Annotated in this window: 24 protein-coding genes, 1 tRNA gene and 1 pseudogene; 13 read left to right on the top strand and 13 right to left on the bottom strand. The window is 64.2% G+C overall.

What is annotated here, in order from left to right; all coding sequences use genetic code 11:
• Window positions 1–88 precede the first annotated feature (88 nt).
• The 6 genes and pseudogenes from D1Y85_RS20855 to D1Y85_RS20830 form a co-directional block, all read right to left on the bottom strand.
• Window positions 89–803, bottom strand: a pseudogene (locus tag D1Y85_RS20855) (tyrosine-type recombinase/integrase); the annotation flags it as partial.
• A 163-nt stretch (window positions 804–966) separates the two neighbouring features.
• A tRNA-Ala gene (locus D1Y85_RS20850) sits at window positions 967–1,042 on the bottom strand.
• Between the two features lie 74 nt (window positions 1,043–1,116).
• Window positions 1,117–1,455 carry a c-type cytochrome gene (locus D1Y85_RS20845; protein ID WP_124152983.1) on the bottom strand — a complete coding sequence of 113 codons (339 nt, stop codon included), beginning with the start codon at window positions 1,453–1,455 and terminating at the stop codon, window positions 1,117–1,119.
• Window positions 1,456–1,521: 66 nt separating this feature from the next.
• Window positions 1,522–2,244, bottom strand: a complete 723-nt coding sequence (locus D1Y85_RS20840; protein ID WP_246025001.1) for a BON domain-containing protein — start codon at window positions 2,242–2,244, stop codon at window positions 1,522–1,524.
• 25 nt (window positions 2,245–2,269) lie between these two features.
• A complete protein-coding gene (locus D1Y85_RS20835; protein ID WP_124152972.1) occupies window positions 2,270–2,857 on the bottom strand; it encodes a phosphoheptose isomerase in 588 nt (195 codons plus the stop codon).
• 112 nt (window positions 2,858–2,969) lie between these two features.
• On the bottom strand, window positions 2,970–3,431 hold the full coding sequence (locus D1Y85_RS20830; protein ID WP_246025000.1) for a YraN family protein: 462 nt from the start codon (window positions 3,429–3,431) through the stop codon (window positions 2,970–2,972).
• 190 nt (window positions 3,432–3,621) lie between these two features.
• Here D1Y85_RS20830 and rsmI point away from each other — a divergent pair, with 190 nt between their 5' ends.
• The gene (rsmI, locus tag D1Y85_RS20825) at window positions 3,622–4,509 is read left to right on the top strand and encodes a 16S rRNA (cytidine(1402)-2'-O)-methyltransferase (RefSeq protein ID WP_124152970.1); all 888 of its coding nucleotides are present in this window, start codon (window positions 3,622–3,624) and stop codon (window positions 4,507–4,509) included.
• 49 nt (window positions 4,510–4,558) lie between these two features.
• Here rsmI and D1Y85_RS20820 read toward each other — a convergent pair whose 3' ends face one another.
• The gene (locus D1Y85_RS20820) at window positions 4,559–5,158 is read right to left on the bottom strand and encodes a septal ring lytic transglycosylase RlpA family protein (RefSeq protein ID WP_124152969.1); all 600 of its coding nucleotides are present in this window, start codon (window positions 5,156–5,158) and stop codon (window positions 4,559–4,561) included.
• Window positions 5,159–5,870: 712 nt separating this feature from the next.
• Between D1Y85_RS20820 and D1Y85_RS20815 the strand changes: the two genes are divergently transcribed.
• The 3 genes from D1Y85_RS20815 (at window position 5,871) to D1Y85_RS20805 (ending at window position 7,705) form a co-directional block, all read left to right on the top strand.
• Window positions 5,871–6,515: an MBL fold metallo-hydrolase gene (locus D1Y85_RS20815; RefSeq protein ID WP_124152968.1), complete on the top strand. Its 645-nt coding sequence runs from the start codon at window positions 5,871–5,873 to the stop codon at window positions 6,513–6,515.
• A complete protein-coding gene (locus D1Y85_RS20810; protein WP_124152981.1) occupies window positions 6,515–7,156 on the top strand; it encodes a 3'-5' exonuclease family protein in 642 nt (213 codons plus the stop codon). The genes D1Y85_RS20815 and D1Y85_RS20810 overlap by 1 nt, the downstream gene beginning before the upstream one ends.
• A 90-nt stretch (window positions 7,157–7,246) precedes the next feature.
• Entirely contained in the window at window positions 7,247–7,705 is a 459-nt protein-coding gene (locus D1Y85_RS20805) for an Lrp/AsnC family transcriptional regulator (protein WP_124152967.1), read from the top strand.
• A gap of 93 nt (window positions 7,706–7,798) precedes the next feature.
• Here D1Y85_RS20805 and D1Y85_RS20800 read toward each other — a convergent pair whose 3' ends face one another.
• From D1Y85_RS20800 to D1Y85_RS20790, 3 genes are all read right to left on the bottom strand, one after another.
• Window positions 7,799–8,965: a cation diffusion facilitator family transporter gene (locus D1Y85_RS20800; RefSeq protein WP_124152966.1), complete on the bottom strand. Its 1,167-nt coding sequence runs from the start codon at window positions 8,963–8,965 to the stop codon at window positions 7,799–7,801.
• Between the two features lie 243 nt (window positions 8,966–9,208).
• Entirely contained in the window at window positions 9,209–9,514 is a 306-nt protein-coding gene (locus D1Y85_RS20795) for an H-NS histone family protein (RefSeq protein ID WP_124152965.1), read from the bottom strand.
• Window positions 9,515–9,926: 412 nt separating this feature from the next.
• Window positions 9,927–10,595 carry a HugZ family pyridoxamine 5'-phosphate oxidase gene (locus tag D1Y85_RS20790; protein ID WP_124152964.1) on the bottom strand — a complete coding sequence of 223 codons (669 nt, stop codon included), beginning with the start codon at window positions 10,593–10,595 and terminating at the stop codon, window positions 9,927–9,929.
• A gap of 216 nt (window positions 10,596–10,811) precedes the next feature.
• Here D1Y85_RS20790 and D1Y85_RS20785 point away from each other — a divergent pair, with 216 nt between their 5' ends.
• The gene (locus D1Y85_RS20785) at window positions 10,812–11,999 is read left to right on the top strand and encodes an MFS transporter (protein ID WP_124152980.1); all 1,188 of its coding nucleotides are present in this window, start codon (window positions 10,812–10,814) and stop codon (window positions 11,997–11,999) included.
• Between the two features lie 87 nt (window positions 12,000–12,086).
• Here D1Y85_RS20785 and D1Y85_RS20780 read toward each other — a convergent pair whose 3' ends face one another.
• A complete protein-coding gene (locus D1Y85_RS20780; RefSeq protein WP_124152963.1) occupies window positions 12,087–13,232 on the bottom strand; it encodes a branched-chain amino acid ABC transporter substrate-binding protein in 1,146 nt (381 codons plus the stop codon).
• Between the two features lie 586 nt (window positions 13,233–13,818).
• Between D1Y85_RS20780 and D1Y85_RS20775 the strand changes: the two genes are divergently transcribed.
• Together D1Y85_RS20775 and D1Y85_RS20770 are read left to right on the top strand one after the other, a co-directional pair.
• On the top strand, window positions 13,819–14,517 hold the full coding sequence (locus D1Y85_RS20775) for a dienelactone hydrolase family protein (RefSeq protein ID WP_124152962.1): 699 nt from the start codon (window positions 13,819–13,821) through the stop codon (window positions 14,515–14,517).
• A 127-nt stretch (window positions 14,518–14,644) separates the two neighbouring features.
• Complete coding sequence (locus tag D1Y85_RS20770; protein ID WP_124152961.1) at window positions 14,645–16,174, top strand: amidase; 1,530 nt, start codon at window positions 14,645–14,647, stop codon at window positions 16,172–16,174.
• A 55-nt stretch (window positions 16,175–16,229) separates the two neighbouring features.
• Here the strand turns inward: D1Y85_RS20770 and D1Y85_RS20765 are convergent, their stop codons facing one another.
• Entirely contained in the window at window positions 16,230–16,541 is a 312-nt protein-coding gene (locus D1Y85_RS20765; RefSeq protein WP_124152960.1) for a high-potential iron-sulfur protein, read from the bottom strand.
• A gap of 258 nt (window positions 16,542–16,799) precedes the next feature.
• Complete coding sequence (locus D1Y85_RS20760; RefSeq protein WP_124152959.1) at window positions 16,800–17,906, bottom strand: NAD(P)/FAD-dependent oxidoreductase; 1,107 nt, start codon at window positions 17,904–17,906, stop codon at window positions 16,800–16,802.
• Between the two features lie 480 nt (window positions 17,907–18,386).
• Between D1Y85_RS20760 and D1Y85_RS20755 the strand changes: the two genes are divergently transcribed.
• The 6 genes from D1Y85_RS20755 to rqpR all read left to right on the top strand — a co-directional run bounded on the left by D1Y85_RS20755 (window position 18,387) and on the right by rqpR (window position 23,878).
• Window positions 18,387–18,896 carry a hypothetical protein gene (locus D1Y85_RS20755; RefSeq protein WP_246024999.1) on the top strand — a complete coding sequence of 170 codons (510 nt, stop codon included), beginning with the start codon at window positions 18,387–18,389 and terminating at the stop codon, window positions 18,894–18,896.
• Between the two features lie 29 nt (window positions 18,897–18,925).
• Complete coding sequence (locus tag D1Y85_RS20750) at window positions 18,926–19,723, top strand: endonuclease/exonuclease/phosphatase family protein (protein WP_124152958.1); 798 nt, start codon at window positions 18,926–18,928, stop codon at window positions 19,721–19,723.
• Between the two features lie 106 nt (window positions 19,724–19,829).
• Entirely contained in the window at window positions 19,830–20,483 is a 654-nt protein-coding gene (locus D1Y85_RS20745; protein WP_124152957.1) for a LysE family translocator, read from the top strand.
• Window positions 20,484–21,108: 625 nt separating this feature from the next.
• Window positions 21,109–21,879 carry a ferredoxin--NADP reductase gene (locus tag D1Y85_RS20740; RefSeq protein ID WP_124152956.1) on the top strand — a complete coding sequence of 257 codons (771 nt, stop codon included), beginning with the start codon at window positions 21,109–21,111 and terminating at the stop codon, window positions 21,877–21,879.
• 458 nt (window positions 21,880–22,337) lie between these two features.
• On the top strand, window positions 22,338–23,222 hold the full coding sequence (locus D1Y85_RS20735; protein WP_124152955.1) for a sensor histidine kinase: 885 nt from the start codon (window positions 22,338–22,340) through the stop codon (window positions 23,220–23,222).
• A complete protein-coding gene (gene rqpR, locus D1Y85_RS20730; RefSeq protein WP_124152954.1) occupies window positions 23,219–23,878 on the top strand; it encodes a response regulator transcription factor RqpR in 660 nt (219 codons plus the stop codon). The genes D1Y85_RS20735 and rqpR overlap by 4 nt, the downstream gene beginning before the upstream one ends.
• The last annotated feature ends 125 nt before the right edge of the window (window positions 23,879–24,003 follow it).

Genomic DNA, 24,003 nt, shown 5'->3' with positions numbered 1-24,003 from the left:
GGCATTGGGCGGCTTTACCCCGAAGCAGCGGCTGGCCATGGCCGCTTAGTTTCTACTTCTGCCGACCGTGGAAAACGGGGGTATTACCCATGGGCGCCAGCTGCAGGGCGCATTTGACGATGAAAGTGCCCCTGAATGCCTCAATCGCCCGCAGCAGTTCGGCGACATCCTTCGGATCCGTGAGGGCGGCAAAGTTTTGGTGCGTGACCGGCGCGAGCGCACCCCGCAGGTCGCCCGACGGATCACGCTCGGCGCGTCCCGTTGCGACGGCGTACCGGAAGATCTGCCCACAGTTCTGCTTGGCCCGAAGGGCAGTGTCGAGCGCCCCCCCGGTCCTCGATCCGGCGCAGGACCGTCAGCAGTTCGGGGGCCGTGATCTCGGCAACCGGCCGTCCACCCAGCCAGGGGAAGACATCGTTTTCCAGTCGCTGGATGATCTTGCTGGAGTGGCTGTCAGCCCACGTGGGCGCGAATTTCGCGAACCATTCACGGGCAATGACCTCGAACGAATTGGCTGCGTGCCCCTGGTTCGAGGCTTTTTCAGCTTTTCGGACTGCGCTCGGATCAACACCTTTCGCCAGTTCCTTGCGGGCATCGTCCCGCCGCCCCCTTGCGTCCTTCAGGCTCACGGCAGGGTAGGCGCCCAGCGCCAGCAGTTTTTCCTTGCCGCCAAACCGGTACTTGAGGCGCCACAGCTTGCCGCCAGCAGGCGTGACATACAGAAAGAGGCCGCCGCTGTCGAACAGCTTCTGAGGCCTCTCGCACGGTTTGGCGCTCCGGATAGCGGTGTCGGTAAGAGCCATGGGGGTATCGCCCTAGCCAGCAGGGTGGATACCCCGAGAAGTACCCCAGCCTGTGACCGGATTTGAGTGGATCATACCGGAGCATTATAGGCGATAAAAAACCCCGCGAGCCTTGCTGGCTGCGGGGTTTGCGGAGTTATCCGGATTTCATCGGATAAATTCTTGGTGGAGCGGAGGAGGATCGAACTCCCGACCTTCGCATTGCGAACGCGACGCTCTCCCAGCTGAGCTACCGCCCCAACGAGCCAAGATTCTAGCACAGCTAAAACCCGCCCAACCACCCGCCCAAATTACCCAAAAGCAAAAAAGCAAACTACTTCGAAGGCGCCCCCGCAAGCACCCAACCCACGACAGTACGTATATCGCCAGCACTCATAGCAGGATGCGAGGGCATAGGAATCGCCCCCCAAGCCCCCGCCCCACCATCGCGGACCTTTTTCTCAAGCTTCCCCTGAGCCCCAGCGTCGCTCTTATACCGCGCCGCGATCTGCTGAAACGAAGGCCCGACGAGCTTGCGATCCACCGCATGGCACCCCATGCAAGCATTGGCACGGGCAACGCTCAACCCATCCGCAGCAGCAAAAACGCCAGGCGAAACCAGAATCATCGCCGCGCCAACCACCGCGAAAACCAACCTCACGAAACCCCGCATCACACACCCTTCCCACTACCCGACTGCCCGGACGACGAAACGCCAACAGACTCTGCCGGCTGCGAATCAATTAATAGGCCGCGAACTCACCGAAGCATCCGGCACGGCCCCCACCGTCGGTTCCTCATCGGCATTGACCGGCGTCGGCGCACTCGTCGCCGCCACAGCCGGAACCGCCTTCTGCCCAGGCTGGATGTACTGATAAACCTTCACGACCTTCTGAACACCCGTCACCTTGCTAGTAGCATCGGCGGCAATGCTGCCCTCGTCCGGCGTAACGAGCCCCATCAGATAGACGATCCCACGCTCGCTAACCACCTTGAAGTTGTTCGCAGAAATATCCTTATACGCGACCAACTCACCCTTCACGCGCCCTTCGAGATACGAATCGTTGGCCCGCGAGGAGAACGAACTCGCTGGCAACACCGCCAGTTCGTTCACCACCGAGCCAACATTCGCGATAGCCCGCGTCAACGCCTCAGCTTTCTGCTTCGAGCCTTCATCCGGCACTTCGCCGGTCAGCAGCACGCGCTGGTTAAACACCGCCACGTTGATATGCGACGTGTCCGGCAGGTTTTTGGTGAGATCCGAAAGCGCCTTCACCTGAATCTCTCGGTCTTCGGTCTGCGAGCCCACCGTGCGCCGGTCGGTCGCCACCAGCGCCGATCCGCCGGCCGCGCCCGCCAGCGCAACAAAGCAGCCCTGCAGGCTCGCCGAGAGTGCGGCCGCGAATCCGATCGTCAGGGCCGTTCGCGCCACCGCGCCATGAATGCCATATCTGCTCTTCAACGTCACTCTCCTTCGTCCGTCGGTGTCAGTCTTCGCCCAGCAGCATCGCGTCGATGCCGTCGCACAGGCAATGGATAGCCAGAACGTGCACTTCCTGAATGCGCGCGGTCCGGTCGGACGGCACGCACAGGTGGATATCGGTGTCGGCGAGCGCTTCGTTGACGTGGCCGCCGCCCTTACCGGTCAGCGCAATCACGATCATTTCGCGCTCGTGCGCCTCTTCGATCGCCGCAAGCACGTTAGCGGAATTGCCCGATGTCGTGATCGCGAGTAGCACGTCGCCCGGCTGCCCAAGCGCGCGCACTTGCTTCGCGAACACCTGCTCGAACGCGTAGTCGTTAGCGACGGCGGTGAGCACCGAGGCGTCGGTGGTAAGAGCGAGCGCCGGAAGACCGGGGCGTTCGCGCTCGAACCGCCCGATCAGCTCGGCTGCGAAATGCTGGGCGTCTGCGGCCGATCCACCGTTACCGCAAGCCAGAATCTTGTTGCTGTTCGCGAGTGCGGCGAACATCGTATCGACGGCGGCCGCAATCGGCACCGCGAGGGTTTCCGTGGCCGCGAGCATGACGGCTGCGCTGTCACGGAAATGCTGTTGAATACGTTCGACGGACATCGACTCTCTATCTACTACTGCCTATGTTGTAGTGCCTGCAGCGCGAAAGAAAACGCCTGCATGTATGCGGATTGACGCAAGTTTAGCGCACTCGCGAGCGTTCTCCGCGTATTCATCGGTCGTCGGCGCGAAACGCGTCGCGCAGCCATTCGAGGCGGCCGCTCTCGAACGCTATGACGTCAAATCGGCACGGCGGTATGGCACGCCCGCGTTCGCATGCGCCTTCGCCCGCAGCACCTGCGGCAAGGAATTGCCGGGCAGCACGCACGACGCGTTGCTGCTTGTGCCACCCGACGCTCGCCGCGGCGCCGCCGTAACCGCGCCACTTGCGCGCGCGCACTTCAACGAAGACCAGCGTGCCATCGCGCTCGCGCATCACGAGGTCGAGTTCGCCGCCACGGTAATTCACGTTGCGCGCGACCAGGACGAGCCGTTGACGTCGCAGAAATGCGAGCGCGTGCGCTTCGAAACGGGCGCCAGCGGCGCGCGGTTCGGCGTTCGACTCGCGACGCGCGGGAAAGTTGTCGGTACGCGTGAATTTTTCCGAGCGAGAGGGTGTGCCCGTGGGAGTCACCGCGCCTGAAGGTTTCGAGTTGTGCGCCGGCCTGTTGTCGTCCCGCGTCGACCGGCCGTGTGGATCCCCGCTCGAGCGAAGTGTGCAGGCCGCAGGTTCCGCTTCATCGCAACCACCCTCGCCCGCCGCTTCGCAAACCCTCGCGTGGCACAATGTCGACCTCTTTTCTTGCGTTCGCGCGTTCCGTGTCATGACGTCCCTCCTCGAACTCGCACAAGCCCAGCAGTATCCGGTCGCCACGCTGTACGTCGTGGCGACGCCCATCGGCAATCTCGCCGACATCACCTTGCGCGCGCTACACGTCCTCGGTCTCGTCGATCGCATCGCCGCCGAGGACACGCGCAACACGGGCCAGCTGCTCACGCGCTTTGGGCTTTCGAAGCCGCTCATCGCCGTGCACGAGCACAACGAGCGTGAGGCAGCGCAGCGCGTCATCGACTTTCTGCGTGCGGGCGAACGCGTGGCCTGCGTGTCCGACGCGGGCACGCCCGGCATTTCCGACCCGGGAGCGAAGCTCGTCGATGCGGTGCGCGAAGCCGGTTTCCAGGTCGTGCCGTTACCCGGCGCGAGTGCGCTCGCGACCGCCTTGAGCGCAGCCGGCGACTGGGTGGCGACTTTCACGTTCCTCGGCTTCCTTCCGCCGAAGCCGAAGCAGCGCGCTACCGCATTGCAGTCGCTCGTCGCACACGAGCACGCGATGGTGTTCTACGAGGCGCCGCATCGCATCGTGGAAACCGTGCAGGCGCTCGCGGACGCATTCGGTCCGGGGCGGCGTCTGTTGATCGCCCGCGAGTTAACGAAGCTACATGAGGCGCTGCATCGATGCACCCTGGCCGAAGCGCCAGCGTGGCTCGCGGAGGACGCGAATCGTCAACGCGGAGAGTTCGTGCTGGTCGTCGAGGGCGCGCAGGTCGCGGCGGCGTCGGGCGAGGATCACGACGCGCTGTTGCGCGTGCTCCTGCAGGAGGTGCCGGTGAAAAGCGCCGCGAAACTCGCGGCAGCGCTGACCGGTGCGTCGCGCAACGCGCTCTATGCGCGCGCGCTCGAACTGAAGGGCGAGGAAAAAGAGGACGACTGAAATGACGAAGGGCCGCCAGCGGCGGCCCTTCTCGAATCCGGCACGACGATCAGCGTGCGCTGTCCGTGTTCGCGGCGAGTTGTTCCGAGATCTCGACGCGTCCTTCCTGGGTCGAAAGGCCTTCGATTTTCACGCTCGCGACGCCTGCGTGCTGCAGACCGAGTTTCCTGGCGGCGGCATACGAAAGGTCGATCACGCGACCGCGTGCAAACGGCCCACGGTCGTTGATCTTCACGACGATCGACTTATGGGTGAGAGGCACCGTCACGCGCACGTACGAACCGAGCGGCAATGTGCGGTGCGCTGCGGTCAGGGCCTGCATGTTGAAGCGCTCGCCGCTCGCGGTCCTGTGGCCGTGGAAAGCACGGCCATACCACGACGCGCGGCCGGACTGGTGGTACGTCGAAATGTCCGGGCCACCGCCGATCGGCTGAGCGTCGGCGAGCGACTTGTCGCTACCGGTGCCTGACGCGGGCAGGGCCGCGAGCGCCGTGTCAAACGCCTGCGGAGCGAAGAACCCGTACTGCGCGTCGCCGGTCCGAAGTGCGGTGTCGTCAGCCTGGTTCTGCGAACTCGGCGGCATGGCGCAACCGGCCAGCACGACAACGGCTGCGAGACTCCCGCATCTTCGAGGTAGTCTGAGTTTCATAAGCTTGCCATCACATGTCGAAGCCTCACGCGGCGATGTTGCACACGGCGGAAAGGCTTCGGCGGCTGCAGGTGCGGCAGTACTCCTCTCGCAAAAGACGAGTTTGAGCCGGCACCAAGATGCGACCCCTTTTGGGCCACCAACCGCTAGTTATCTTTCACGTCTGGTGCAGCCGCTCCCCGGCAACCGGACCAGACCCCACACGCCGCCATCGAACATGGCATCCACGTTCTGGCGCGCCGGTGACACACGGCGCACAGGAACGGCGGCGTAGGCCCCACCCAGCGTCACGGCAGCAAGGCCGTTGCAGGCGCGCGGCGCCTGGCTGGGTAAGACGTGCGGTGCCGATCGGATCGGCACCTGATTTGCCATCGCTTCAGTCCGCACAGAGGCGGTCATCCGGCAATGGCACTACATGACAGCGATGTATCGAGACCCTGTTAAGCGGGTCACATCGCCCGTTGAAAGCACGAAAAACGTTCGTGATGGGCCGCATTATACTCAAAAAGAATGGCTGTCACCCGCGCAACCCTGAGAATTTACGTAATTTTAACTACAAATGTAACAACGCCGGACGCCAAGCCTTGTCTGGCGGGCGTTCCCGGAGATTGGAGGCAACCCTCGGCGGTCCCTCGTGCGCGCCGGTACAATCGGAGCTTTGGCTGCGGCCCGTCTCTCGCGGCCGTCCGTTCCTCGCGATTCATCCAGGCGCATGAAAGTCACGCTGATTCCCGTCACACCCTTCCAGCAAAACTGTTCGCTGCTCGTCTGCGAAGCAACGCGCCGCGCGGCCGTCGTCGATCCAGGCGGCGATCTCGATCGCATCGAGGCCGAGCTCGCGCGTCAGGAGGTACAGCTCGAAAAGGTGCTGCTGACTCATGGCCACGTCGATCACTGCGCCGGCGCGAAGACGCTTGCCGCGAAGTACGGCGTGCCGATCGAAGGTCCGCACGAAGACGAGCGTTTCTGGATCGACATGCTGCCGCAGCAGAGCACGCGCTTTGGCTTTCCCGCCGCCGAGGCCTTTGAGCCGGACCGCTGGCTCAACAACGGCGACACCGTGCGCTTCGGCGACGAAGACCTCGAGGTCTATCACTGCCCCGGCCACACGCCGGGCCACGTGGTCTTCTTCAGCCGCAAGCATCGGCTGGCGATCGTCGGTGATGTGCTGTTCGCGGGCTCGATCGGACGTACCGATTTTCCGCGCGGCAATCACGCCGACCTGATCCGCTCGATCCGCGAGAGGCTCTGGCCGCTCGGCGACGACGTCACGTTCGTCCCAGGCCACGGCCCGGTATCGACATTCGGCGAAGAGCGCCGTTCCAACCCTTACGTAGCAGACGGCATACCCGGATGATGAATAACGTCGCCATCGAGGAAATCTACGTCAGCACCGACGTCGAGGCGGACGGCCCGATCCCCGGTCCGCATTCGATGCTGAGTTTCGCGTCGGCGGCCTATACCGCCGACAAGCGCCTGATCGCCACTTTCTCTGCCAATCTGGCGACGCTTGAAGGAGCGGCGCCGCATCCGGTGCAGGCTGCGTGGTGGGAGACACAGCCCGAAGCGTGGGCCGCGTGCCGCAAGGATCTGCAGGATCCTGCGGCGGCGCTCGTGGCTTACGTGGAGTGGGTCGAGGCGTTGCCCGGAAAGCCGGTGTTCGTGGCGATGCCCGCGGGCTTCGATTTCACGTACATGTTCTGGTACATGATGCGTTTCGCGGGGCGCTGTCCGTTTTCGTGGTCGGCGCTCGATATCAAGACGCTCGCGTTTGCGATGACGGGCCTGCCGTATCGCAAGTGCATCAAGCCACGATTCCCGAAGCACTGGTTCGACGACCATCCGCACACGCACGTCGCACTCGATGACGCCATCGAGCAAGGCGCGCTCTTCTGCAACATGCTCACCGATCTGCGCGCTTCCCAGGCCGCACGTGAGGCGACAGCCGCTGATAGGGACGCCTCAGGTCAAAACGCCGCCGACGAACCGTCAAATTAGGTAATCCGCCTCATCAACGGCGCTGTCCATTGCGTTCCGTTCTCCTGCCCTCTAACATTCGGTAATACGGCGACGCAAACGGAGGCGCAGTTGACACTCGATACGTTCTCGCAAAAGATCCTGCGCCTGCTGCAACTGGATGCGCGCCGGTCGGTTCAGGAAATTTCGGATCAGGTGGGATTGTCCAGCACGCCATGCTGGCGTCGTATCAAGGACATGGAACAATCGGGTGTGATCCAGCGTTATACGGCGCTGCTCGATCGGGAAAAGCTCGGCCTGCATGTCTGCGCGCTCGCGCACATCCATCTGACGCGCCACACCGAAGGGGGTGTCGAGCAGTTCGAGCGCGAGATCGCCACCTGCCCCGAAGTCACCGAGTGCTACAGCACGACCGGCGAATCCGACTACATCCTCAAAATCGTCGCGCCCGACATCAAGGCCTACGACACCTTCTTGCACGAGCGCATCTTTCGCATCCCGGCCGTCGCGCAGGTACGCACGAGCGTCGTGCTTCGCGAGATCAAGTTCGATACCCAATTGCCGCTCTGAAGCGGGGCGGTCCCGGCTTGGCAGGGCGGCGCTGAACGCCGGCGCACGGGGTGTCCGAATCGCGCGCGCGGTGCGCCCGTTTCGGATCGGGATTTACGTGTGTGCGGGCCCCAAAGCGGCCTGAGTGGTCACAACGTGCGTCACGTCGATCTGGCTCGCGCCGACGGAGCGCTTGATCGCTTCGAGGTCGACGCCGGCGAGACGCGCGACGTCATCGCTGGCCGCGAGCGACACCTGCACCGCGAGCCCCGTGCTTAGATAGTGCAGCGTCACTGACTCGACGTGTACGCCATGTTTGGCGAACGCGTCGCGCAACGTCCCGATCAGCGCCTGGCGCGCGGGTAGATTCGCCACCGAGCGCACGTGCATGTCGTCCTCAGGATCGACGTGGATGAGCGCGTCGAGCACGCGCGCATCGGTGAGCAAGCGCAAGCGGGCCGCCTCCGCGATGTAGTGCCCTTCGGAGACCGAGATCATGGGATCGACGAGGATGTGCGCGTCCACGAGCGCGAGGTCGCCGGCCTTGCGCGTGCGCATTTCGTGGAGGTCGAGCACGCCCGGCGTCGCGAGCAGCAGCGCGCGCAGGTCGGCGGTGGCGGCTTCGTCGAGTGCGCGGTCGGAGAGGTCCTGCAGCGCGTCCCAGCCGAACACCCAGCCCATGCGCGCCACCATGAAGCCGACGATCGCCGCCGCGATCGGGTCGAGGAGCCGCACGCCGGCGAGCGAACCGATAATGCCGATCGCAACGACGAGCGACGATGCCGCATCCGAACGCGCATGCCAGGCGTTGGCGATCAGCATTTGCGAGCGTACGCGCTGAGCCTCACGCAGCATGTAACGGAAGAGCCCTTCCTTGGAAAAGAGCACGAAAATCGCGACGACGAGCGCACTCATGTGCACGGGCGGAATGTCGCCGAGATTTGCGATACGCGTGCCGGCGCGCCACAGCATGCCGATGCCGACCGAAATCAGCAACGCGCCGAGGAAAAGCGAAGCGACCGTTTCATAACGGCTGTGACCGTAATTGTGATCGGCATCCGGCTTGGCGCCGCTATGACGGTTGGCCAGCAGGACGACGAAATCGGAAACGAGATCGGCAAACGAATGAATACCGTCTGCGACGAGGGCCTGGGAATGCGCGAACACGCCCACCACGATTTGCAGGACGACGAGCACCGAATTGACGGCGACGCTCACGAGCGTGGTTTTGCGCGCAACCTGTTGTTTATCCGAGAGTTGCGTGTCGGCGGTAGAGGTCATACAGGGAAAAAGGATGAATCAGGGATTTTCCGTAATTGTAATCGGACAACCTGCTCAACCCCGAGAGAACACCATGAAATTCTTTAAAATCATACGTCTACAAGAACGCGACGCATTCTCGTTCGCGTAGTTCGACGATCGTATGATCGTATTGCGGGCAAAAAAAAACCGCGCGTCGTGACGACTGCGCGGCTTTTTTGCATCGAGGGCTTTGGCGGCCCGCCGTGTGGGTTAAGCGGCGAATTACTTCTGGATCAGAAACTTTTCGCGATCCTTGCCGGCAATCCAGCGAGGCGGCTTACCACGACCTGACCACGTGCTGCCGCTGTCGGGGTCGCGATATTTAGGGGCGACGCTGGCGCGCGAGCGGCTCACCTTGGCGTTCTTGGCGCCGGCACGACTGCCGCCGAGTTCGGCCAGCGTAATACCGTAATCGGCCATTTTCTGCTTGATTTCGTCGAGGACTTGGGCATATTCACGCTCCTTCGCCTCTTCAATCTGCTTCTCCAGCTTTTCACGCTGGGCGAGTAGTTCCTTGTAGGAAGACATAGGTACCCTTGTGGTTTAGGCAATTAAGGCTACCGGTCTGGTGCCGGTATACCGAACGACAGATCTGTGCCCCGGAAAGTGGAGGCGAGATTAACACAGAATTGAATGTGCGTAATAGCGCAAACTTTAAAAATTAATAGAAGCCTCTTTCGATATCGTTCAGATGTGGGCCGGACATCCGCGGACTTTCATTGGGTACGAATCAGTATTTTTACGCAGGTCCATTTTGCATATTAATTCTGCCTTAACAATTATCAAACGATGAAAATTAAATGGTGCAGAATCGCAAAAACATTTCATCGCGTGAGAACTTTAGAACCTTTGGGATGGCTGCGAGGACGACTGCAAGGATAACTGCGCCCGACGATCGACAAGACCCCGATATCTGCCGGCGCAGCTTCCGAAAAATCATTCAGCCCTGGTGGCGCTCCACACAGTCCGCCAGCACGGCATGCAAGGCCTGGAGATCGAGCTGCGGTGCATCGAAGATGAAGCGCGTGCGCACGCCGTCGATCTTCAGGTCGGCGCCGTAGCGGTCGACGCCCGCCAGTTCGAGCCCCGGCCGTCGCGCCGGATGGGCCTCGAAAAACTCAATCAGCGTGTCTTCCTCCTCTGCGGGCAGCGGATCGAGCGTGTCGAGGTCCGCGCCGTTCAGCCAGCCCATCGCGCCGAACCCGGCGATATAGCGCAGCCGCTCGACGTGCAGCACCCAGAACGCGAAGTCGCCCAGCGCGAGGTAGCGCTCGGCGTCCGGGTGATAGCGCAGGTAGCGGTGCGCGACGGCCTCTTCGCGGTCGGCGTCGACCGGTGCGAACCGGCCCACCAGCGTTTCGCGCGGCCCGTTGAGCACATCGCCGTCCGGCGCGTGTGCGACGAGAAAACCCGCCCGCGGGTCGTCCTGAAGATTGCGCGTGTGTTCGGCGAGCCGGCTCACCAGGATTACCGGGCGATGAGAGGCATCCGGCGCGAACGGCATGACGGTTGGATACGGATAGCCGTGCGGCTCGCGCGCGTGGGTCGCAAGCGTGCCGATCGGCACCTGGTGCAGCAGATGAAGCGGAGCGTGAGCGGGAATTTTCAAGGTGCGTCCTCGGTCCGGGCGGATTCGGTCATGCCGTGATATTAGCGACCCCGACACTATGCGCTGTGCGTCCTGATATTGGTGAAGCGCGGGTCGGCGTGCGGCGAGGTGTCGCAACGTTCGTTAGAATCGTCGTTTACTTTCAGACACCTTCCTCTTTTTACCTCCTTCCGGGAAATCCCCGTGTCCGACCCTACCCTCGACCCGGCCGTCGCCATGCGCTCCCCTGGGGCCGCGCACCGCGCCCTGCCCAAAGCGACGCGCCAGCGCGCCCGGCTCGCCACCATGGCACTCTTCTTCATCGCCGGGATGATGTACGCGTCCTGGGGCGTGCACGTTCCCACCGTGCGCGATCGCTTCCACCTGAGTCCCGCGCTGCTGTCCTGCGCGCTCTTCGCCGTCGCGGGCGGATCGATCGCCGCGATGACGACGATCGGCGGGTGGATCGCACGTGTCGGCACACGCCGCGCGTGTCTCGCGGGCGGCCTCACGATGTCGGTGTGCGGTGCGCTGATCCTCGTGGTGCCGTCGTTCTGGATGCTGCTTCCCGTGCTGGCCCTGTTCGGTGGCGGCATGGCGACACTCGACGTTGCGATGAACGCCGAAGCCAGCGTCGTCGAAGAAGCGCTCGAGCGGCCGATCATGTCGTCGCTGCACGGCATGTTCAGTCTCGGCGGCATGGCGGGCGCGGCGATCGGCGGCGCCCTGCTCGCGCGCGGCATGGCGCCGGCGGTGCATCTCGTGCTCGCGTCCGCGCTTGCCGCACTCGTGCTCGTCGTTTCGTGCCCCGCCGTGCTTCCGCACGTGCCGCACCCCACCCACGGCGAGCATGCGCGCACCGGCAACCGCTGGCGCACGCCCGCGCTCTGGGCGCTCGGCGGCATCGCGCTCATCGCCCTGATCGCCGAAGGCGCGATGTACGACTGGGCGACCGTCTACATGCGCGACGTCGTGTTATCCACGCCCGCGCTCGCGAGCGCCGCGTATGCTGCGTTTTCGGGCGGCATGGCGGCGGCGCGCTTCGCCGGCGATGCCGTACGCAAACGCTTCGGCGCGCCGCAGCTCCTGATGGCGAGCGCGTCGCTCGCGTTTGCCGGCATGATCGGCGCGCTCGTGCTGCCGTTCGCTTTCTCCGCACTCGCGGGCTTCACGCTGATGGGCCTCGGTCTCGCGAACATGATGCCGGTGCTGTTCGCCGCCGCCGCGCGGGTGAAGGGCATCCATGCCGCCGAAGGGCTCGCACACGTCGCGGGCATTGCGTATTTCGGCCTGCTCTTCGGCCCGGTCGTGATCGGCGCCATCACGCAGGTGACGAATCTCACCATCGGACTGGCGGTCGTCGCGCTCTGCTGCGCGCTCATCGCCTGGGCCGCGCCCAGGGTGCTGCAACGCCTCGGCATCTGAAACCCGGCCTTCGGCGCTACGAAAAAGAAAAAGGCACGCGGACTTTCGTCCGCGTGCCTTTTTTACACCGCTTGCGCGGTCGTCGAATTACATCTTGACGACGTCGAGCAGGGTCTTCTTGCCGCCCTTGTAGTCGTACAGCGAGATCACGCCGTGCTTGAGGTCGCCCTTCGCATCGAAGGTCGTCTCACCGATCACGCCCTTGTAGTCGGTCGACGGCATTTCAGCGAGGATCTTCGCCGGTTCGGTCGAATTCGCACGCTTCATTGCATCGACGATGATGTACACGGCGTCATACGTGAACGGCGCGTAGATCTGGATCGGCTGGCCGAAGCGCTTCTCGAACTTCGTTTCGAACTCCTTGCCGCCCGGCATCTTTTCGAGCGCCATGCCCGCTTCCGAGCACACGATGTTGTCGGTCGCGTCGCCGGCCAGGTCGGACAGCTTGTCGGTACAAACGCCGTCACCCGCGAGCACCTTCGCGCGCAGACCAAGCTGCTTCGCCTGCTTCGCGAACGGGCCGCCCGTGGCGTCCATGCCGCCGTACATGATCGCGTCGGGGTTTTCACCCTTGATCTTCGTGAGAATCGCGCGGAAGTCCACGGCCTTGTCGTTCGTCGCGTCGTGCGAGAGAACCTTCATGCCGAGCGACTTGGCGGTCTTCTCGAACTCGTTCGCGAGACCCTGGCCATAAGCCGTCGAGTCGTCGACGATCGCGACGCTCTTCAGGTTCATGGTTTTGGACGCGTAGTTGGCGAGTGCCGGGCCTTGCTGCGCATCGGTCGCGACGACGCGGTAGGTCGTCTTGAAGCCTTGCTGCGTGTAGGCCGGGTTCGTTGCCGACGGCGAGATCTGCACGATGCCTGCATCGCTATAGATCTTCGAAGCCGGGATCGACGTACCCGAGTTCAGGTGGCCGACCACTGCAACGACCTTGTCGTCGACCAGCTTCTGCGCAACCTGAGTGGCCTGGCGCGGGTCGGCTGCGTCGTCCTGAGCGTCGAGCTGCAGCGTGACCTTCTGGCCGTTGATCGTGAGGCCCTTCGCGTTGATTTCCTCGACGGCGAGGCGCGCACCATTTTCGTTGTCTTTGCCGAGGTGGGCAATCTGACCCGTCAACGGAGCGACGTGGCCGATCTTGATCACTACATCCGCACTGGCTGCCGATGCGAACGTCGCAAACAGCATGGCCGCAGCGCTAATCGGCAACAGCTTTTGAAGCTTGATAGTCATGTAAGTCTCCAGTTTCGTACCCATAAGCGACGTAATCGCCCTGTGCTCCCGCGCCCCGAACGTGTCGCTCCCCGTGCGGACGACCACGCCGGATGCATCCTTGATGCACCTGGCCAGCATGCCGGTGAATCCGTTTATGGCGGACGGCCCGGTCATACTTGCGCGCAAGTGTAGGTGATCAAATTAATTTGAGGGACATTTTTCAGATATTGGTACGACTACCAATAGGCTTTGTACCGTGACGCCACGCGATCCTGCTCAATGCGTTTTTTTCTTGTATTTTCAGTGATCTGGAACGACATTCACAATTTCATGGAAAGCCTCCCTGAAGCTTCGCGCCAGCTATTTTGCGATAAAAAAGGAGGAGCGCGACCGCGTGTCACGCTTTCCGGGCTTAAGTGAAAGCCCATTGAATGGCTCCATCGACGATTCAATTAAACGCTCTATTAAATCCACTGGCAGCACATTTGCGGTCTCAGCACGAACGGTCGTCGGGCATGCAGTGCGCTGCAAGCCAATGGGCACGTGTGGCAAACTGGCCGCCCAAAATACGCAACAACGCAGTCTGAACAAGAAGGAGAGCAGCATGAGCGTTTCGTCTCGATGGATCGATATTCCCGCCGGCAACGACAACTTCGGCGGCTATCTCGCGCTACCCAAAGGCGGCAAGGGTCCGGGCATCGTCATCGTGCAGGAGATTTTTGGCGTCAACAGCCATATCCGCGACGTCGTCGAGCAATACGCACTCGACGGCTACGTCGCCATCGCGCCGGACATCTTCTGGCGCACGCAGCCGCGCGTCGAACTGGACTACGTCGGCGCAGACCGCGACAAGGGCATCGAACTGCTGCAGAAAACCGACCCGAAGCTTGCGGCACAAGACATCGCCGCGACGGCTGCCGTGCTGCGCAAGTTGCCCGAATGCACGGGTAAGGTCGCCGCAATCGGCTACTGCTTCGGCGGCCGCCTCGCTTATCTCGCAGCGGCGGACGGGGCGCTCGACGCCGCCGTTTCTTACTATGGCGGCGGCATCCAGAACGCGCTCGACGTCGCCGGCAAGGTCACTGTGCCGATCCAGTTCCACTACGCCGAACTCGATCACGCCATTCCGCTCGACGCCGTCGACCAGGTGAAAGCGAGTTTCGCGGGCCGCAACAACGCCGAATTCCACCTGTATCCGAAAGCCGAACACGGTTTCAACTGCTCGGTGCGCGCGTCGTACAACCAGCACGCTTCGGCGCTCGCGCACGGGCGTACGCTGGCTTTCCTCGCAGAGCACCTGTAAGGTCTGAGCCGCTCGGCGCCATCGCCCGCCAGCGCAAAAGAGGTACAAAGCAGATACACAGCGGGCACGACGCTCACGCGAGCGTCACGTTCACCGTCACGCATCTTCTGGAGCAGGAGGCCTCACCTTGCAGACCGACTATCTGGAGTACGACGCCATCGGCCTGGCCGAACTCGTGAAGCGTGGCGACGTGAGCCCGCGCGAACTGCTCGATACGGCCATCGAGCGCGCGGAGGCCGCGAATCCCGCGATCAACGCGATCGTGCTGAAGGACTACGACGCAGCGCGCCGCCGCGCGCTGCGGATCGAGGCGGGCGGCAACGACGCCGACGCCCTGACCCACGGCCCGCTCGCGGGCGTGCCCTTCCTCGTGAAAGATCTGGGCGCTGCGGTGGCGGGGCTGCGCATGACGCTCGGCAGCCGCCACTACCGCCACTATGTCCCCGCCGACGACGCCCCCGTCATCAAACGCTTTCGCGCGGCGGGACTCAACATCTTCGGCAAGACCAGCGCCTCGGAACTGGGCCAGATGCCGTACACGGAGCCCGAACTCTTCGGCGCGTGCCGCAATCCCTGGAACCTCGACCACACACCCGGCGGATCGAGCGGCGGCGCGGCGGCGGTCGTCGCCGCGGGCGTCGTGCCGCTCGCCCATGCTTCGGACGGCGGCGGTTCAATCCGCATTCCGGCGTCGTGCTGCGGCTTGTTCGGCCTGAAGCCATCGCGCTCGCGTCAGCCGCCCTCGAACATCGAGCCGTCGCCCGGTGCGCTGGGCGTCGATCTCGCGGTCTCGCGCAGCGTGCGCGACAGTGCGCTGATGCTCGACCTGATTGCGGGCGACCCCGCCCTCATGCCCGGCGCGCCGGGCACGTTCCTCTCAGCGGCACGCGACGCGTTCGACGGCGCGAAGCCGCTCGACATCGCGCTCGTCACCGATCCGATGTTCGCCTTCTCGCTTTCGCCCGAGGTGCGGGGGGCCGTCGAAGACGCGGCTGCGCTCGTTGCGTCGCTCGGTCACCGCGTGGAGCCGGTGACGCTGTCGATCGATTTCGCTGCGGCGCGCGAGGCGTTCCTGATGCTGTGGGCGTCGGTGGCCGAGCAATCCGTGCTCCACGCCGACGACCTCACCGGCACGCCGCCGCGCCGCCAGGACTTCGAGATCGCGACGTGGGCGATGGGGCATATCGGCCGCAAGCTCGGCAAAACTGCGCTGCCCGGCGCGCTGGACTTTCAGCAGCGCGTCACGGCCCAACTCGCCGATCTCATGACGCGCTACGACGTGATCCTGTGCGCGACGCTCGCCGCGGCGCCTGTGAAGATCGGTGAGCTGAAGCCGTCGCTGACCGAGCGCATGCAGATGCGTGCCGTCACGGCGATGCCGGTGGAGGTGCTGATGCGCAAGATGCTGAGTGAGGCGTCGAACAAGGCGTTCGCCTGGGCGGGCTGCACCGAGCTGTTCAACATGACGGGCCAGCCGTCGATGTCGGTGCCGCTCGCGTGGAGTTCGCGCGGCCTGCCGATCGGTGTGCAGTTCGCCGCGCGCGACGGTGACGATGCGTTGCTGTTGCGCCTCGCGGCGCAACTGGAGGCGGCGCGGCCGTGGTTTGGACGGCGCCCGCCATTGCTGCAGGCGCGCCGCCCGATGCCGCGCGTCTGATCGATGCGCTGATGCGTTCGCGCGACGCTCGCGCGGCGCACCTGCGGAAAAGCGCTTACGCCTTCTTGTTGTAGGCGCTGCACCAGCCCTTGCCCGCGACCTGCTTGCCGCCGAACATCGGGCACGGCGCCCACGCGTCGGTGGCCTTGCCCTGATAGAACGAGCAGTTGCTGCAACTCTGACCGGCGACGTACTTCGCGAACTTCGCCTTGTCGACCTTGGTGGCGTCGGCCTTGTAGCCGAGCGCCTGGGCCGTCGGATCGGATTCGCTGGCCTTCGGCATGTCGGCGAAAGCCTGACGCGACAGGGCGACGGTCGTTGCAACGCCAATGCTCGTGATCAGAAAGCTGCGGCGGGACGTTTTCATCTAACTCACTCCATCCAGTATGTAGGTCTAAACACCGTTCTTGCGACGGCGCCACCAAAGGATAGCAACGAACGGATGTGCCTCACAGCCGCGATTCCGGGTATAGACAAGCCGCATTGTGGATGCATGCGCACGAAACGTCCGTGCTGACGGAGTGGATCAGCGATGGTGGTCAGGCGATGCAGGACGCGACAGCCGCGTTCAGCATCCCGCGCCGCAAATCGGCCGAAGAAGCATTGCCGATGGCCAAAGACGTGCTCAGCCAGCCCCCGCAAGCTCGCACACGCGCTGTGCGATGGCGAGCGAGGCCGTGAGCCCGGGCGATTCGATCCCGAACAGATTCACGAGCCCGCGCACGCCATGCGCGGCGGCGCCCTGGATCATGAAATCGGCGGCAGGCTCACCGGGGCCGGAAAGTTTCGGCCGGATGCCGGCGTAGGCCGGCTGCAGCGCGCCGTCCGGCAGCGCCGGCCAGTAGCTCCGGATCTGCGCGTAGAACCCGTCGGCGCGATGCGGATCGACGTCGTAGTCGATCGAATCGATCCACTCGACGTCCGGACCGAAGCGCCCCTGGCCGCCCAGGTCGAGCGTGAGGTGAACGCCGAGCCCGGCCTCGTTCGGCATCGGGTAAATGAGGCGTGAAAACGGCACGCGCGTCGACACGCTGAAGTAATTGCCGCGCGCGAGATAGAGCGGCGGAACGTGGCGCGCGTCGAGGCCACGTATGCGCCGCGCGAGCGCGTTCGCATGAAGGCCCGCGCTGTTGATGACACTGGCCGCGCGCACCGTGGTGGGCGCCTCGCCGCCCACGTTGACGACGAAGCCGCTCGGCGTCGCGTCGATCGACTCGACCGGCGACCTGAGTGCAATCACCGCGCCGTCATGCTCGGCGTCGCCCTGCAGGGCGAGCATCAGCTCGTGGCTGTCGACGATGCCCGTCTGGGGCGAATACACGGCCGCAACGCATTCAAGCGCCGGTTCGAGTTCGAGCGCCTCGTTTCCGGTGATCCGCGTGAGATCGAACACGCCGTTTTCCTTGCCACGCGCGAGGATGGCCTCGAGCTGCGGAATCTGGTTCCGCGCCGTGGCGACGAGCAGCTTGCCCGCGCGCGAGTGCGCCACCTTGCGCGCCGCGCAGTACTCGTAAAGCATCTCGCGTCCGCGCACGCAGAGCGTCGCCTTCAGCGAGCCGCGCGGGTAATAAAGACCGGCGTGAATGACCTCGCTGTTGCGCGAACTGGTGCCCGTGCCGATGGCTTCGGCCGCTTCGAGCACGATCACCTCTCGCCCTTTCGCTGCAAGCGCGCGGGCCGCCGCCAGCCCCACAACGCCCGCACCGATGACTACGCAATCAATCTGATCCATGTCTGCACGTCCGCCCCTGCGGTGCCGGATTCCACTTCGACCGGGCACCGCGATCCGCTTGATCCGGGTAATGGCGCGCGAGGCGCGCCGCCGCTTGCTTCGAAAATTGTACGCCGTGACCCGGGGCGGTATCGATGATGCCGCCCGGCGTCCCGGGAGCCGGGCGTGCAACGATGGTTACGCTCGCACTATCGAGAAACCGCCTCGAGAGAAACCGCCTCGATAATCCGCGAGACATCGTTGTTCGGCGGACAACAAAGATGCCGCGGATCGTCCGGATGACGCACACTCGTTGCCAATCCGGCTGCAATGATCCAATACGACGCGGTTGAACCTGTAGCGCGCATCCCAATCTGAAGTGAACTGCGTCGGTCCGGTTATCGCGAACCGGGTATAGGATCGAAGGATCAGAACGATCCTGCCGCGCAGCTGACGCTATCCTTCGCCACTCACGCGGCTTGCGTGCACGGAGTCAACGACATGATGTTGTGGAAGCACGGCCTCGCCACCTCGCTGTTTGCGGCGGCCATGACGGCCGCCGTCTGCGCGCACGCGCAGGACGCGGCGCAACCGGTCGTGAAGTGGACGCTCGATGTCTTGCGCGACGGCCAGCAGATCGACCAGTTCGAGGGCACGACCACGGTTGGCCAGGCGCGCACGGACACCCACCATCATGTCGTCACGCACGACATCGGATGCAAGGACCAGCCGGGCGGCAGCATCGACCTGCAGCGCACGGTGACGATCTCGCCGCTGCAGGCGAACGCGAGCGAGTCGATTCTCGCGATCGACGCTCAGGAAACACTCGAATCCGACGTACAGTCGCAAACACCTGAAGGTTGCGCGCTGCCGCCGCAGCCGCGCCGGATCGCCGCCAGCCACCCGGGGCTGCGCGTCCCGGCGGACGAGCCGGTGAACTGGCAGATCGTCGATATGAATCCATCGCTTGCGTACCGGATCAGCGCAAGCGTCGCGCCGCCGCAACCGTAAGTCGCGCAGCGCCAAAGAGAACCACCCGCATGAGAAACCCCGAAGAACCGCTCATCGACGCGTCGCACCTCAACGACTTCGTTGCGGTGAGCTGGAACCTGCACAAGGGCCGCTCGCCGCTCGGCTTTCAGGCCTGGCAGGCGATGCGGCGCTGGGTGCAGTCCACCCACGCCGACGCCTGGTTCCTCCAGGAAGCCATGGCGCGGCGCCTGCCGCAGCCGTTGCTCGCGTCGACGTTCGGCGCGCAGCTCGGCGATCCGCTCGAAGACGTCTGGCACTGCCAGGCCACTGAGATCGCCGAGGCGAGCGAACTCCAGATCGCGCTCGGCCCGAACGTGTTCAAGCCGTCCTGGCGGCACGGCAACGCGATCCTCTCGCCACATCCACTCGATCTCGGCGGACGCTGGGACATCTCCGCGCACCGTTTCGAGCGGCGCGGGCTGCTCGTGGCGCGCGCGAACGTCGGCACGCGGTCGGTCACGCTACTGTGCGCGCACCTCGCGCTCACACGCAGCGCGCGCTTGCGGCAGATGAACTGGATCGCGCACTGGATCGCGAAGGAGGCGCCGCAAGGACCGCTCGTGCTCGCCGGTGACTTCAACGACTGGCGCAACGACTCGGTGCCGATCTTCGCCGAGCACGGCATGCACGAAGTGGCGACGCTGCTGGGCGAACCCGCGCGCACGTTTCCGGCGTTCTCGCCGACACTCGCACTCGACAAGATGTTCGTGCGCGGCCTGCAGCCCGTCGAGCTGATCCAGCCCGCCCAGGAGACCGCCTGGCTCTCCGATCACCTGCCGTACATGGCGCGGCTGCGCCTCGAATGACGCCTGGCGTGCCCTGTTCCGGATGGCGAACCGGTTAGCATGGATACGCCCGTAACAGGCTAAGATGTCGCGTTGCGCGCCGCGCGCCCTGTCGTCTGTCCCCGTCATGCACTACATCACCACGCTGCTCCAGATCGCCGCGGTCTACTCGCTGGCGCTGATCAGCCCCGGCCCGAACTTCTTCATGGTCACGCAGCTTTCGCTCGCCGGACGACGCGGGCTCGGCGTGATGTCGGCGTTCGGCGTGGGCGTCGGGTCGACGCTCTGGGCCGCGCTCGCGATGCTCGGCTTCGCCACCGTCCTGCAGCGCATCGACTGGGTCTACAACGGCGTGCGCGTGGCGGGCGCGGTGTATCTCGTGTGGTTCGGATTCAAGTTGCTGCGCTCGGGTGCACGACGGGATACCGCTTCAGTGGGCGCGGTCGCCCGGCAAAACACGGAGCCGCCTCCCCCGCCCGCACGTCACGAGTACTTCCGTACCTGGCGCACCGGCCTCGTCACCTGCCTGACGAACCCGAAGTCGTGCGTGTTCTGGACCAGTGTGTTCGCCGCGATGTTTCCCGCGCACCCGCCGCTGTGGTTCTACGGCGTGGCGCTCGCCACAGTGGCGACGATGTCGTTCGGCTGGCATTGCAGCATCGCATTCCTGTTCGCCGACGACCGCACGCAGCGCGGTTACCGCCGCATCCGGCGCCCGATCGACGCATTCTGCGGCGTAGCGCTCGTCAGCCTCGGCGTGAAGCTTGCCGTCGACCGCTAGGCGCATCCTTCCCGCCGTTGGCGCGACGCTCTGCCGCACGCGTAGCGACCCAACGTCCGGAACACCCGAATCGCCCGCCAGGCGGGCCGCACCGCATCCACGGCAGCCCGGCCCGGAGCCACGCCGTAGCTGCCCGGACACCAGGGTAATTGCTGCGGCCTGACAGAGCATCCGGTATCATCATCCCGAAATTCGCACACGTGCGCTCCTGCGAGGCAGTCCAGCTGGGTCACCCCAAACGGGCGCGCGCCGCTGGCGGCACACCGCCCGCTACCTCGGGCACTGGCCGGCGTGCCACCGCATACCGATGCCAGCCTTGCCCGTCACGTCCGCGTGCGTCGCGACCCATCGCATCGCACACGACGCTGACCAGCCGCCGGATTCGCCACGCAACGCGTGGCCTGATTCGTCCTTCGGCGCAGCGGGGCCTGTGGTACGCCAACGCGGTAAAATAGCGGATTCAGCCTCGTTCGCAGCGCGGTCGACCGGCAAACGTGGCAGACGTAGCACGCGCGCGACAAACGCGCGGCATTGCCGGGCCGCACCGCCAGGAGCCAATGGACACCATCGGCGGCCGGCGGGTTGGCCGGGGTCTGGCAGCCCTTGTTTCGCATCATCAGGAACCATGAGCAAAAACACCGAAGAAACCGTCTTGAGCGTCCATCACTGGACCGATACGCTTTTCAGCTTCACCTGCACGCGCGACGCGGCTCTGCGATTCGACAACGGCCAGTTCACGATGGTCGGCCTCGAAGTGGACGGCAAGCCGCTGATGCGTGCCTACTCGCTCGCGAGCGCGAACTACGAAGAGCACCTCGAATTCCTGAGCATCAAGGTGCAGGACGGTCCGCTCACGTCGCGTCTGCAGCATTTGAAGGTCGGGGACAAGGTTCTGATCGGCAAGAAGCCCGTCGGGACGCTGGTGGCCGACAACCTGCTGCCCGGCAAGATCCTGTGGCTGCTCTCGACCGGCACGGGTCTCGCGCCGTTCATGTCGATCATCAAAGACCCCGACATTTACGACCGCTACGAAAAAATTGTGCTCACGCACACCTGCCGCTTCGTCGATGAACTCGCGTACAAGGAATTCATCACCGACGAACTGCGCAATCACGAGTACCTCGGTGAGGTCGTCCGCGAGAAGCTGGTCTACTTCCCGACCATCACGCGCGAAGTTTTCGAGAACCGTGGCCGCATCACGGAACTGATCGAGACCGGCAAGCTGTTCACCGACCTCGACCTGCCGCCGTTCTCGCCGGAGCGCGACCGCATCATGCTATGCGGCAGCACGCACATGCTGCGCGACACCGTCGAACTGCTCGAAAAGGCCGGCCTGAAAGAGGGCAGCAACAACGAGCCGGGCCACTACGTGGTCGAAAAGGCATTCGTCGGCTGATCGCACCGACACCGTCCGCGGATTTCGCCGCGGCATGCTGAAACAAAAACCGGAGCCTCGCGCTCCGGTTTTTTTTCGTCCCTACGTTCCTGCGAAAACCTTTCGTCTGCAAGGGTTATGCAGCGTTCGTCGATTTAACGCGACCGTCCCCGTGCATAGGGATGTCACAGAATTCAGGTATTTTATCCGTCAGATTATTCCTACAATCAGGCTGCGACAAAAGCTCACACCAAATCTCAGTATTCGCCGCTAATCCTTGTCTAGACTGCATTTTAATTTTTTTTAGGATATTATCGCGGCGCAGCATCAGCAGTTTTGGAGGCCCGACAGAGCCCCAATGAGGTTGGTAACGAATGTAAATATAGCTACGCTGCGCCGTGCCGTTATCCGTCGCGCCGGGGACCTGATTCGCCCCGGAAGCCGTCGGTATTAACGACCGGCTCCAGAACGGGGGGTAGATGGGTACGTGTAAGACCGGCGTGGTAGCCGCTTGCGCTCAGGGCCGAGAAACGCCCGGCATAGGCATCACACATGTTGTTAAGGAGTCCTCTATCCCGGCGCGCGCACGCGAGGACAGCGACGCGGCCGGGCAGATCGCCCTTTTACAGCGGCAGATCGCGATGGCGCAAGCCGCGCGTATCGACGCCGACGAAGCCGCCCGCCAGCATCTCGCGCGCGAACTGCACGACAGCGTGGGAGCGGAACTCGCGGCCACGCACTTCGCGCTCGCCAGGGTCCACGCCTCACTTTCCGCCGACGCCTCTCCGCAGTGCACCGAAGCCCTCTCGCTCGTTGCGCAATCGCTGAACGCCGCGGTCGAAGCGGTCCGCCACGCGCTCGACGGACTCAGCGCGCCGCATCTGGATGCGGGCCTTGTCCCCGTGCTCGCCGACTGGGCACGCGGCTTCGGCGCCCGCACGGGCCTCGCCACGAGTTTCGTCTTTGCGGCCGACGTCCGCCTGGCTCGCCTGTCTGCCGACGCCGCGCTTGCCGTCTTCCGTGTCGCGCAGGAAGCGCTCGCCAATGTTGCGCGCCATGCCCGCGCCACCCGCGCCGATGTGCGACTCGACTGCGCGCCACGTCATCTGATCCTCACGATCACCGACGATGGCATCGGCCTGCCGCGCGGCGGCAGCCATGCACGCCGTGCAAGCGGCGGTCGCAAGCACTACGGTCTGGCCGGTATGCGGGAGCGTTGCGCCACGTTCGGCGGCACGCTGCGCGCAGGCGGACGCGGTGTACAGGCCGGCACGGCCGTGCGTGCGCGCTTCGCCTGGGACGCGCTACTCGGCGCAAACGCCTCCGATACTGCTCCGTCCCTCGTGGAAGGGGCGCATTCATGACTCACCGCATCCTGATTGTCGACGACCATGCCGTCGTGCGCCAGGGCGTGCGCCAGTTGCTCCTCGACCGCGGCATCGCGAGCGAAGTGATTGAAGCGCAGACCGGCGCCGAAGCGCTCGCCGCGATCGCGAAGCACGCTTTCGACGTGGTGCTGCTCGATATCTCACTGCCCGACATGAACGGCGTCGAAGTGCTCAAGCGTTTGAAGCGCAAGTCGCCGCGTCTGCCGGTGCTGATGTTCTCGATGTATCGCGAGGATCAGTACGCGGTGCGCGCGCTGAAGGCAGGTGCGTCGGGTTACCTCTCGAAAACGGTGGATGCCGCGCAGATGATGGGTGCGATCCAGCAGGTCGTGGCCGGTCGCAAATACGTCAGCCCGGAGATGGCCGTCGCGCTCGCCGACTACGTGCTCGTCGACGACGCCGAGCAGATGCCGCACGAAAAGCTCTCCGACCGCGAATACCAGACGCTGTGCATGCTCGCCACGGGCAAACGTCTCACCGATATCGCCCGCGCGCTCTCGCTTTCGGTGAAGACGGTGAGCGTCTACCGCACGCGCCTGCTCGAAAAGATGAAACTCAGCAACAACGCCGAACTCACGCTCTACGTGATGACCAACCGGCTCGTCGATCTCGCTCCGGCAGTGAGCGCGTAAGGGCCTTCAAAGAGACCGATGACATTGGCGAGAGGCGCGGCATCAAGGCCTGCCTCTCGTCGTCAGTGCCTGATCCACAAACAAACCTCACCAATCGGCGGCACGCGGGCAAGGTTCACGCGCCA

Source organism: Paraburkholderia dinghuensis (assembly GCF_003837865.1).
GTDB lineage: Bacteria > Pseudomonadota > Gammaproteobacteria > Burkholderiales > Burkholderiaceae > Paraburkholderia > Paraburkholderia dinghuensis.
The sequence above is the reverse complement of the archived record's forward strand: the minus strand, read 5'-3'. Positions and strand labels throughout refer to the sequence as shown.